General features: G+C 69.6%; 1 protein-coding gene. It reads right to left on the reverse strand.

Features of this window, described 5'->3' with window-relative positions; translation table 11 throughout:
• On the reverse strand, positions 1-253 hold a 253-nt coding region (locus tag LO50_RS23300; RefSeq protein ID WP_173425612.1), incomplete at both ends, for a TilS substrate-binding domain-containing protein.

The raw sequence follows: 253 nt of genomic DNA on the forward strand, positions 1-253 counted from the left end.
CTCCCAGCCGCACCAGTGATCGCTGTCCGGAAGCTCGGTGAGGTGCGCCAGCCAATGACGCAGGGCGTTGCGCTGTCGGGCTGGCGACAAGGCACGCAGCGCCGGCAGACAGAGACTGGGCAGTGCCAGCCAGTCGACCGGAGATGGCTGCTGCGCAGCAGCAAGGTCTGCCTGCGCCAGCTCATCCAGCAACGCCTGCGCCTCGGCCATGTGCGCGGCAGTGCGCGCCATGTTCGCCGACGCCTGTGGCCAG

It is taken from the genome of Stutzerimonas stutzeri (assembly GCF_000935215.1).
In the GTDB taxonomy this organism is placed as follows: domain Bacteria; phylum Pseudomonadota; class Gammaproteobacteria; order Pseudomonadales; family Pseudomonadaceae; genus Stutzerimonas.